The 10,789-nt window shown below is 63.7% G+C and carries 9 protein-coding genes; 5 read left to right on the forward strand and 4 right to left on the reverse strand.

Annotation, left to right across the window (positions count from 1 at the left end; genetic code table 11):
• Positions 1–52: 52 nt before the first annotated feature.
• On the forward strand, positions 53–1,348 hold the full coding sequence (locus tag E9232_RS29195; RefSeq protein ID WP_309800230.1) for a multidrug effflux MFS transporter: 1,296 nt from the start codon (positions 53–55) through the stop codon (positions 1,346–1,348).
• A gap of 16 nt (positions 1,349–1,364) precedes the next feature.
• A complete protein-coding gene (locus tag E9232_RS29200) occupies positions 1,365–2,039 on the forward strand; it encodes an HAD family hydrolase (RefSeq protein ID WP_309800231.1) in 675 nt (224 codons plus the stop codon).
• Positions 2,040–2,387: 348 nt separating this feature from the next.
• On the opposite strand, the gene E9232_RS29205 is transcribed toward E9232_RS29200, so the two are convergent.
• Entirely contained in the window at positions 2,388–3,074 is a 687-nt protein-coding gene (locus tag E9232_RS29205; RefSeq protein WP_309800233.1) for a hypothetical protein, read from the reverse strand.
• Positions 3,075–3,371: 297 nt separating this feature from the next.
• On the opposite strand from E9232_RS29205, the gene E9232_RS29210 reads away from it, so the two are divergent.
• A complete protein-coding gene (locus tag E9232_RS29210) occupies positions 3,372–4,361 on the forward strand; it encodes an alpha/beta fold hydrolase (protein WP_309800235.1) in 990 nt (329 codons plus the stop codon).
• Positions 4,362–4,557: 196 nt separating this feature from the next.
• Here the strand turns inward: E9232_RS29210 and E9232_RS29215 are convergent, their stop codons facing one another.
• From E9232_RS29215 to E9232_RS29225, 3 genes are all read right to left on the reverse strand, one after another.
• A complete protein-coding gene (locus E9232_RS29215) occupies positions 4,558–5,157 on the reverse strand; it encodes an NYN domain-containing protein (protein ID WP_309800236.1) in 600 nt (199 codons plus the stop codon).
• 39 nt (positions 5,158–5,196) lie between these two features.
• Positions 5,197–7,131, reverse strand: coding sequence for a DUF262 domain-containing protein (locus E9232_RS29220; protein ID WP_309800237.1), 1,935 nt, complete (start codon positions 7,129–7,131; stop codon positions 5,197–5,199).
• Positions 7,132–7,357: 226 nt separating this feature from the next.
• Complete coding sequence (locus tag E9232_RS29225) at positions 7,358–8,704, reverse strand: calcium-binding protein (protein WP_309800238.1); 1,347 nt, start codon at positions 8,702–8,704, stop codon at positions 7,358–7,360.
• Positions 8,705–8,941: 237 nt separating this feature from the next.
• Between E9232_RS29225 and E9232_RS29230 the strand changes: the two genes are divergently transcribed.
• The gene (locus E9232_RS29230) at positions 8,942–9,241 is read left to right on the forward strand and encodes a hypothetical protein (protein WP_309800239.1); all 300 of its coding nucleotides are present in this window, start codon (positions 8,942–8,944) and stop codon (positions 9,239–9,241) included.
• Positions 9,242–9,620: 379 nt separating this feature from the next.
• Positions 9,621–10,697 carry an ABC transporter substrate-binding protein gene (locus E9232_RS29235; RefSeq protein ID WP_309800240.1) on the forward strand — a complete coding sequence of 359 codons (1,077 nt, stop codon included), beginning with the start codon at positions 9,621–9,623 and terminating at the stop codon, positions 10,695–10,697.
• The last annotated feature ends 92 nt before the right edge of the window (positions 10,698–10,789 follow it).

A 10,789-nucleotide genomic window follows, 5' to 3' on the forward strand; every position in this document is an offset into this window, starting at 1 on the left:
CCAGGGCGGTGGTGCGGGCCGGGCCATGCCGCGTGGCACGAGACCGGACCGAATGTCCTTCATCAAGACGACGAACGCGGACACCGCGACCGGCACCACGGCGGCCAGGCCGGCCCGCCGGGCGACGCCGGAGCCGGGCTTCGTCGAGTTCGTCGGCCTGATCGCCTTCATGATGGCGCTGATCTCGCTGTCGATCGACAACCTGCTGCCGGCCTTCGGCGCCATCCAGGCCGATCTCGGCATCGCCGACCCCAACGCGCTGCAATATGTGCTGACCGCCTACATGGCCGGCTTCGGCGTGATGCAGCTGGTCTACGGCCCGGTCTCCGACGTCATCGGCCGGCGGCCGACGCTGATGATCGGCCTGTCGGTCTATTGCGTCGGCAGCGTGCTGGCGATCGCCGCCCACGGCTTCGAATGGCTGCTGGTCGCCCGCGCGGTGCAGGGCATGGGCGCCGCCGCCGCCCGCGTCCTGACCGTCACCATCGTCCGCGACCGCTTCTCCGGCCGCGAGATGGCGCGGGTGATGTCGCTGACCATGATGGTCTTCATCATCGTCCCGATCTTCGCCCCGGCGATCGGCCAGCTGTTCCTGTTCGTGGGCAGCTGGCACATGATCTTCGTCAGCATGCTCGGCCTCGCGCTGGTGCAGATCGTCTGGTTCAACCGCCGGATGCCGGAGACGCTGCACCCGGAATACCGCCGGCCCTTCTCGGTGGCCCGCATTCGCGACGGCGTGCGCACCTGCGTCACCACCCGCGTCTCGATCGGCTACGCCACCGCCATGGGCCTGATGATGGGGTCGCTGATGGGCTATCTCGGCTCGTCCCAGGCGATCTTCGAGGTCGACGTCTACGCCCTCGGCCCGATGTTCCCGATGGCCTTCGGGCTGATCGCGATGGTGATGGGCTTCGCCTCCTTCCTCAACTCCCGGCTGGTGCGCCGGCTGGGCATGCGGCGGATGTCGCACACCGGGATCTGCGGCTTCGTCGCGGTCGGCGCGGTCCAGCTGGCGCTCGCCTTCGCCTTCGACGGCCGGCCGCCGCTATTCCTGTTCGGCGTGGTGCTGGCCGCCAACATGTTCCTGTTCAGCCTGACCGTGCCGAACTTCAACGCCATGGCAATGGAGCCCTTGGGCGCCATCGCCGGCACCGCGTCATCGGTGATCGGCAGCTACACCACCATCGCCAGCGCCGCGCTGGGCGCCCTGGTCGGCCAGGCCTTCGACGGCACGGTGGTGCCGCTCGGCTTCGGCTATTTCGGGCTCGGCGCCTGCGCCCTGCTGGTGGTGCTGTGGACCGAGCGCTTCCGGCTGTTCGTGCCGCACCACCCCGATCCCGTCCGCTGAACCCAGGAGAGCCCGCATGCGCCAGCAGACCTCGTTCCTGTTCGACCTCGACGGCACGCTGGTCGACAGCGTCTACTACCATGTGCTGGCCTGGCGCGAGGCGCTGGACGCCGAGGGCATCGACCTGTCGGTGTGGCGCATCCACCGCAAGATCGGGATGAGCGGCGGGCTGTTCACCAACATGCTGCTGCGCGAGACCGGCCTCGACATCAGCGAGGAGCGGGTGGAGCGGCTGCGCCGGCTGCACGCCGCGGCCTACCTGAAGCATGCCGAGAAGAGCGTGCCGCTGCCCGGCGCGCGCGAGCTGCTGGCCTGGCTGACCGAATCCGGCATCCCCTGGGCGATCGCCACCAGCGGCCGGATGGAGACGGCGCGGCCGGTCTTGGAGAATCTCGGCGTCGATTTCGACAAGGTGCCGGTGATCACCCGCGACCTGGTGAAATACGCCAAGCCCGACCCCGACCTGTTCCTGGCCGCGGCCGAGAAGCTGGAGGTGCCGATCGAGCGCGCCCATGTCGTCGGCGACAGCGTGTGGGACATGCTGGCGGCGCAGCGGGCGCGGGCGCTCGGCATCGGCTTCCTCTCCGGCGGCTACGGCCAGGACGAGCTGGAGCGCAGCGGCGCCTACCGGGTGTTCGAGGACCCGGCGGACATGCTGCTGCATATCGACGAGGTCGGCGGAAGACGCTGAGACCGCCCTGGAATGCTACTGGTGCGGCCGTCTGATGGCGGTGCCTGCGCTTCCGGTGCTCACGGACTTTAACGTCCGCTGCGCGCCGGGTCTCGACACCACCACCAGCCGACTCACACCAGCGCATTCCCGGACGGTCTCCAATGTGAGTCCCCCCTCCCCCCGCGGGAGGGGGTTGGCGCAGCCAGGGCCGGCACTCCCCAGGGACCGACTCCGCCATCGGCGCGCGGACGCGCGCAGACCCCTCCCCCTAACCCCCTCCCGCAAGGGGAGGGGGGACAAGGAGGGGGCTGCCGGTCGAGCGGATGGACGGCGAACGGTTGGAATGAGCGCGAGCACACCGCCAACTCAGCTGCTGTCCGGCGGCTTCCGGGCCGGGCGGCCGGTGCCGCCCCGGCCGGCGGCGGGCTCGGGCGCTTCGGGGGGCGGGTCGGTCAGTGCTTCGGGCAGGGGCTCATCCAGAGGCCCGGCCGCCCCGTCCTCGGCGACGGCGTCCTCCCAGCCCTGCGGCAGGCGGTCCGGCGCGCGGCCGAGCCGGCGACAGATCCGCCGCACGATCTCATCGATCGGCAGGGTGTCGAGCTCGACATCCGGCACCTCGGTCTCGGTCAGGCTCTCCCGCGGCGCGGCCGGGCTGCCGGCATCTTTGGCCCCGGCGGCCCCGGCCGGCCGCTCGGGCCCCAGCGCCTCGGCCACGGCGCGGGCCACCTGCGCCCGACGCCTCTGCCGGCGCTCCTGCACCGCCGCGGCGGCGGTCTCCGCCTCGGCCTTGCGGGCGCGGTAGGCCTCGCGGATGCGCTCGGTCATGGCGATGGACAGGCGCACGGCGCGGGCGACCCGGGCCTGCATCAGCGCGAAATCGGGCGGCGGCGGCACGATCGGCGTCGCCATCTGCTGGGTCTCGATCCGGCGGGCGGTGCGCATGCCGATATCGACCAGCTCGCGCAGCTTGCCCAGCGCCCACACCGTCCACTCCCGGTCGGGATCGACCGGCTGGGTCTCATCAGGGGCGGCGTCGATGGGTGCGTTGTCCATGGAACAGATCATGAACATGTTAAACCGCTTGCGCAATGTACATTGTGTTTACGGATAGGCGCCGCCCCCATCGTCATTGCGAGCGCAGCGAATCCATCATCGGGCCGCGCATACCGACGCCATGGATTGCTTCGTCGGCTTCGCCTCCTCGCAATGACGAAGAAGGGGCAGGGGGCGGCTCCGGCCCATCCGCCCCATCCCCCGCACCAACTTTTTTCACGCCCCCTGTCGGGCCCGGCTGGGCTCCGTCGTCCTTGGGGCATCGACGCCATCGGCTTCGCCCCAAGGGAGATCGACATGCTGAAATCGACGCTCATCCTGGTCGCCGCCACGGCCCTGCTGGCCGCGCCCGCCCCAGCCTCGGCCCAGACGACCTCCGCCCAGACCGCTCCGGCCACCCCCGCCCAGCCCGCGGCCGTGGCTCAGCCCCCGGCTGCGGCCCAGCCCCCGGCTGCGCTGAAGGCGGAGAAGACCGGGCATATCAGGGCCGGCGGCATCGACTACCACTACGCGGTCTACGGGCAGGGCGAACCGCTGCTGCTGCTGCATGGCGGCCTGGGCTCCACCGACATGTTCCAGCCGGCGCTGCCGGTGCTGGCGGCGCACCGCCAGGTGATCGGCGTCGACCTGCAGGGCCATGGCCGCACCCCGCTGGGCGACCGGCCGCTCAGCCTGCCGGCGATGGGCGACGACATGGCGGCGGTGCTGGACGCGCTGGGCGTGCAGCAGGCCGACGTGCTGGGCTATTCGATGGGCGGCGGCGTCGCCTTCCAGCTGGCGCTGCAGCACCCCGACCGGGTGCGCCGCCTGGCCATGGTCTCGGCCGGCTACGCCCAGGACGGCTTCTATGCCGAGATGCTGCCGCAGCAGGCCGCGGTCGGCGCCGGCATCGCCGACATGCTGAAGGACACGCCGATGTACCGGTCCTATGTCGCGGTGGCGCCGAACCCGGGCGACTTCCCGCGCCTGTTGGACGCCATGGGCGCGATGATGCGCCAGCCTTTCGACTGGTCGGCGGATGTGCCGAAGCTGGCCGGGCCGGTGATGCTGGTGTTCGGCGACAGCGACATGTATCGGCCCGAGCACATCGTGAAATTCTACCAGCTGCTGGGCGGCGGCCTGCGCGACGCCGGCTGGCAGCGCGAGCACATGGCGCAGAACCGCCTCGCCATCCTGCCGGGCCTGACCCATTACGACATCTTCCTGTCGCCGCGCCTGACCCAGACGGTGCTGCCCTTCCTGGACGGCAGCGCGGAGACGGCGGATTGGGGCGGGGAGGGGAAGTGAGGGAGGAGGCTTCGCCCTGGGGGCGGGGCCGTGCACTACCAGGTTGCCGGGTGCGTAAGGGGAATAGAGCGGTGGGAGAACCGAGCCATGGACGGATGATGCGTAAGCTTGTCGTACTGCGCTAGAAAATCAGACCCGTTGCCGCCGTATCGAAGATAGCTGTCTCTATAAATTAAATTTCAGTTGCAAAACTAATTCAATCGTTGCTCTTGGCGCGAGGCCTGTTTTTCAGATTCAAAGATTTCACATTGGTTGTTCCCTGTTCATATACGACGCTATTAATATAGTCATCGAGTCGGATAAAAACTCCTACTTCACTCGACCACGTTTTTAACGCCGAGGCGCAAGATTTGTCCCACGAAAGAACTTCTATGCTCCAGCCCTTGTCATGAAGCCGCTTCAGATCTGCGTGAAAGCCAATGCCATCATGATAGCCTTTCCCGTCTCCAGTTAAGAGAACGGCTATCTGTGGATTTAGCTCATCAGCAAGTGCACGGAGCATTTGCACTTGCAGAGCTTGATCAACTGCTTGCTCTTTTCCACTCTCTGCTCCTCTCTCAAATAATTCTGGCTTTATACCTGTCTTGCGAGCTAGTTCATTCCAAACTGCCCATAACTCAGGAGGGACAGATCCCACACAATACCCCCGTGCGAAAGGGCGACCCGCGATCGCAAGTTTAAGTAGATTCTCGAAATCTATACGAATTCCACTGTTTCGTCGCCCCAGAGTCTGTAGAGCATTTTGCGCACTGATATAGATATTTGAATTATCCCAGAAGACATACACTTTACGCATGATTTTTCCTTCCATCAAGGTAAATTATAATTTCTTCAGTTAAGGTCCACGATGCGGCCAAATAATTTTCGCGTACGTGAATAGATCTCGGCCTCTATCAAAAATATCTATCTCGGACCACTTATTCCTATCTTGATCCTGAAATATAGTATTAAGCCTTAAGGCGCTATTGCTTGCTATTTTTGGACGCTTGTCGATAAATGGGCCATTGCTGATTGCGGAGTTGAGTGCGACGGTAAGAAGTGTCAGGTTGCCGATGGTGTGAATGATGCGGGCCCGACGGATTTCTGGCGCATCGGCGCCTATTGAGATCGATTCATCTGGATAGGGATAGTCCAATAAAGCGCCCTGCTGAGGTAATATGTGTTCTACGCTGAGATTGTCTGGTAAAATTACTGTCTCATTCTTATTGTCCATCATCTTTGCATTGATGGCGCGTAGTAGCATGACGGCGCGGTCAGGCCGAGATTTTGCGTAGATGTCTTTCTCCAACCAACTTGCCTCAAACTCGTCGTCTTTGGGCCAACGTGCTGTCGCTTCCGTCGAGCGCAGCAATTCATCTCGCACAGTGTTAACTATTACCTGGCTGGTGCAAGTTTTTAGATTGTTATTTGTTTCTGAATCGTCCAATGCAACAGGTGCGGAGAGTGTTGTCTGTTTCACTTTCGATAGCAGAGAAACAAAAAATCTATTATAATTCTTGTTAGTAAGTTGACAAACAAGACGCCTGATAAACCAACTCTCCAAATCACAAATAATTTGATCACGGTCAGATTTTGTTAAGAGATCGACAGGAAGTCCAAGTATATAAAGTAAAAATGGATATACGGTACTTGTATCAAGAGCCCTGAGTCGTCGCGCAAACATCGATGGGCGATCATCGCTGGTTGGTGACATCAGTTGCCGAAAAATCGCAGAATAACGTCTTAATTCATGGAGAAGGGACTCAAGTGGTTGTGCAGATATATCGCGCCAATCGCGAAACTCTTGGAAAATGTGGCCTATGGCGAGTTCGCGACCGGTTTGCATAACAAGGAAGTGAAATATAAAAAGGTCAATCCGTGGGCGGCTCAGGCGACCTTGCCGTTCCTGTACGTGCCAATAGCGATCTTCGCCGTTGATCGGAGTGTCTAAGCGGTCGTTGTCGAATGGATGCCAAAAGCGATCGTATAGCCCATCAGCATATTTCTCGTCGGAAGCGTGCGTTGGGTCAACTGACGCTTGGTGGAATATCGTATTGCGAATCAGATCTGAGGGTAGAAGAGGCTGTCCACGAGCGTTGAGGGTCTCAAAGATAATTTGTGGATCGTCGTTGTCCTCAAGCTCGATTACAACGAGTTGGAGGCCCGATCTCAACGCTTGGAATAATCCGAGAATCTGGCGATCCTGTGCGGCTTGATCTGCACCAGATTTCGCAACGAAAGCATCAATCTGATGGTAAAAATAACAATATGCGCCAATCAATCGTGGCAGTTCGCTCTTCTGGATAAGGCCATGCTGCTTTAGTAGTGAATCTGGACTTCCAGACATCATAACTGATCGGAAGAGGTCACGGTCGGCGTTCGTAGGCCAGACTTTGAAGCTGCTTTCAGAGCCGAAAGGTTCGTCTTGATTTATAGTCAGGCGCCTAACTTTGTTTGTGTATGTTGATTGTATAGTGGCTAAAAAATCACGAAGCGCGCCAATGAAGAGCTGCAAAGTAGTCAACCGTTGCTGTCCATCGATCACTTCCGAGCGGGCGACGGAACCGCCAACGATCTTCTGCACATTGAGCACGACGGCCCCGAGAAAATGCGTACGTCGAGGTACCCCTGCGTCCGTCGCGAGGCATTCTTCCGCCTGGCGCTGAATATCGTCCCACAGTGGTTCCCATTGTTCCCCTTCATTCCAAACATAAGCGCGTTGATATAGTGGAACTGTGTAACGACGTTCTCTTTGAAAAAGATCATGGATCGAGAGTTTGTCGGGCCTCATGTTGTTTACCTATCGGGTTAAATACTCGATGCTTGCAATTGAAAAGGAATAGTTATTACTGTTGATCTCTGCGATTCTCACGTTCTGATGGCGGATGAGAAATTTCGAGAGGAAAGAAGCGTAGCTTCTGTTCTGACCCGAAACAAGGCTGTTGAATAACAGCCGCACATCGCGCGAGGGCGTAGCATGGGCGGGCGCCGTCCCCGATTGGCCCAGCCCCCAACCCCTACAGCACGAAATCCCCCGCCACCAAGCCCACCACCCCGGTCAGGTTGATCTGAAAATCAGCGACATGGTCGCCGTTCACGTCGCCTTGGACCACTGTGGTGGCGCCGGAGACCACGGCCCGCAGCTGCCCGGCCACGCCGGTGAAGGCGGCGGCGCCGATGAAGCTGAAGGCCTGGTTGCCGGCCAGGGTGGTGCTGGCGTCGATCGACACCAGGTCGATGCGGTCGCCCTGGGCGTGGCTGAAATCGGTGATCCGGTCGGCGCCCGCGCCGGGCAGGCTGTGGCCGACGCTGCCGTAGACGAAGCGGTCGGCCCCGGCGCCGCCGACCAGCGTGTCGGCGCCGCCCATCCCGATCAGCACGTCGTTGCCGGCGTTGCCGACCAGCCCGTTGGCGACGCCCGAGCCCTGCAGCGCGTCGCCGCCGGAGCCGCCATAGACGTTCTCGATCGAGATCAGCACGTCGCCCTGGGCGGTGCCGCCGACGCCGCTGCCCCTGCCGCTGCCGTCGCCGGTGTCCAGTTTGACCACCACCCCGACGGCGTTCTCGCTGTAGAGCGCGGTGTCGACGCCGTCGACGCCGTCGAGCCGGTCGGTCCCGGCGCCACCCCGCAGCACGTCGTTGCCGAGCTCCCCGTAGAGGTAGTCGCCGCCGTCGCCGCCGTCGAGCCGGTCGTCGCCGTCGCGTCCGGACAGGCGGTCCGCGTCGGCCCCGCCAAAGAGCTGGTCGTTGCCGTCGCCGCCGTCGAGCTTGTCCACCCCGGCATCGCCGAAGACGCGGTCGGCCCCGCCGCCGCCGTAGAGCTGGTCGTTGCCCAGGCCGCCGGAGATCAGGTCGTCCGCGGCACTGCCGGTGATCTGGTCGTCGCCCTGGTCGCCCTGGGCCGTCCTGGCGGCACCGAGCGTGATGAGATCGGCGCCCAGCCCGCCGAGGATGGTCTCGCCGGCCACGCCGGTATAGGTGTCCGGGTTGGCGCTCAGCTCAGTGTTGGGGTCGGCCAGGGTGGTCACGAACACGCTGTACTGGCCGGGCTCGCCCTGGTACAGGCGCGCCTCGATGTAGTAGACGCCGCCGGCGGTCGCCGTGTACTGCAGGTACGAGTTCAGATTGGCGCCGCTGTCGTCATCCTGCGCCAGAACGGTTCCGTTCGCCTGCAGCAGGGCGATCGTGCTGTCGTCGGTGGGGCCGACACCATGGGCATAGAACCGGTAGGTGGTGCCCGCCGCCAGCGTGACCCGGATCCAGTCCCTGTCGCCGATGGTCTCGATCTCGCCCGAGAAGCTGCCGCCGGTGGCGTCGCCCTCGATCACGGCGGTGGTGGCGGTGGTGTTCGGAATGTCGACCATGGCGCAGCCTTCCTGGCGGGGTTTCCGTGAGGGAGCCTAGGGATTTCGGCGATGCCCCGCATCCGCCGTTCGGCGGATGCCGCGGCCGGGGCGGGGTGGTAGGCTGGCCGGTTTCTCCGCGGCCGTCGCACCCACCCGGCATCATCCAAATGGATGACGCGCGGGCGCTGCGGGTCTGCCAACCTCCGAGGGGTGGGGCCGATGGGTCTCACCAACCCCCGATCACGGAGAGAGAGCATGGCCAACAGGACCGCGACCAACCTCAGCCTGAACCACAACCCGCCCCGCCCCAGCGGCGGCACCGGCGACATCACCGTGCCGTTCACGGAGAGCGGGCAGGAGGTCGTGCTCAAGTGGAAGGATGGCGTGCTGGTCGACGTGGTGCCGTCGCCGGCCCAGAATTCGGGCGCGATCTCGAGCTACCAGATGCGAATTCGGGAGACCGAAGAGGCTGGCGGCGCCGGCATCGTCACCTGCTACAAATGCGCGAGGGACAGCAACACCGGCCACGAAGTGTGCTGGCCCGTGCCCTGCTGAGGACCGGATCTTCATGAACCGGCCGCTCGCGAGGGCAGCCGTCGATTTCGACGGAGTGTGATCCAGCAGGAAACGCCCAAGACAGCGATAGCCGCGCGCGATCAGATCCGAGCTATTGCCTGCTGCAGCATGCTTCGACCGGATTTTTCACACCCCGGACCCGTACCGGACCATGGCCGGCCAACACGGGGACCGGATGCCGGAGCCCCCTTTCCGGCGCTCCCAGGACAACACCATCAACGACCCTGGCGCAGCGATCCCCGGCCGGCGCCGGCCGGGGATCGCTGCCTCGGAGCCACCCCCCAACGCAATTTGACAACCCCCGCCGCCCCGCGCTAGCATCGTTTGTGTACAAACAATAACCGCCGGGGAGCGTTTCATGTCCTTCACACTGGATCGGCGCCGGTTCGGCGCATTGCTGGGGGCCGGCGTGGTGGCCGGAACCGTCGGGCTGCCGCTGCGCCGGGCGCGGGCGGCCGACACCATCTACGTCCTCAACTGGCAGGGCTACGGCACCGACGAGGCCTGGGCGCTGAAGGCCTTCACCGAAAAGACCGGCATCGAGGTCAAGCACGACTACTTCAACTCCGAAGAGGAGATGCTGACCAAGCTGCGCACCAACCCCGGCACCTATGACGTGGTGCTGATCAACAGCGCCCGCACCCTGCAGGCCCAGGCCGAGGACCTGCTGGAGCCGATCGACCTGTCCAAGGTGCCCAACGCCAAGGACCTGGCGCCGCAGCTGCGCGACCACGCCAATTTCCACAAGGACGGCAAGGCCTACGGCGTCTCCTGGCTGTGGGGCATCAACGCGCTGGGCCTGCGCCGCGACAAGGTCAAGTCCGACACCCTTGCGGTGCTGGCCGACCCCGCCTATGCCGGCCGCGTCGCCCTGTTCGACGACGCCGTCACCGCGATCGGCATCGGCGCGCTGATGACCGGGCAGGACATCAACGCGCCCAAGGACATGGCCGCGGTCGGCGCCAAGCTGAAGGAGCTGAAGCCCGGCGTGAAGCTCTTGTGGTCCAGCGAGGACCAGTGGAACAAGGCTTTCGCCGCCGGCGAGTTCGACGTCTCGATCTACTGGTCGGGCGCGGCGGTGCGGTCGCAGCGCAACTTCAAGCTGGCGGTCGATTTCGTGGTGCCCAAGGAAGGCGGCATCGGCTGGATCGACGGGCTGTCGGTGCCGGCCACCAGCACCAAGAAGGAGGCCGGCCTGGCCTTCATCAACTACATGATCGACCCCGGCTTCTACGACTACTGGGCCACCAATGTCGGCGCCCCGGCCTCGGCCAACGCCGTGGCCATGGACAAGCTGCCCGCCGACGACCTGAACAAGCAGATCCACAAGGCCGAGTACCTGTCCAAGCTGCAGTTCATGTCGCCGCTCAGCGACGAGCAGCGGACCGCGTTCTCGGATCTGTGGCAGGAGACCAAGGCGTTCTACGCGGGCTAGGGCGTTTCCGCTTTTTCGGCATCGTCATTCCCGCGAAAGCGGGAATCTCTTTCCGTTGCGACCGTTGAGAGATCCCCGCTTTCGCGGGGATG

The sequence above is a fragment of the Inquilinus ginsengisoli genome (assembly GCF_031453975.1).
Classification (GTDB): Bacteria; Pseudomonadota; Alphaproteobacteria; order DSM-16000; family Inquilinaceae; genus Inquilinus; species Inquilinus ginsengisoli_A.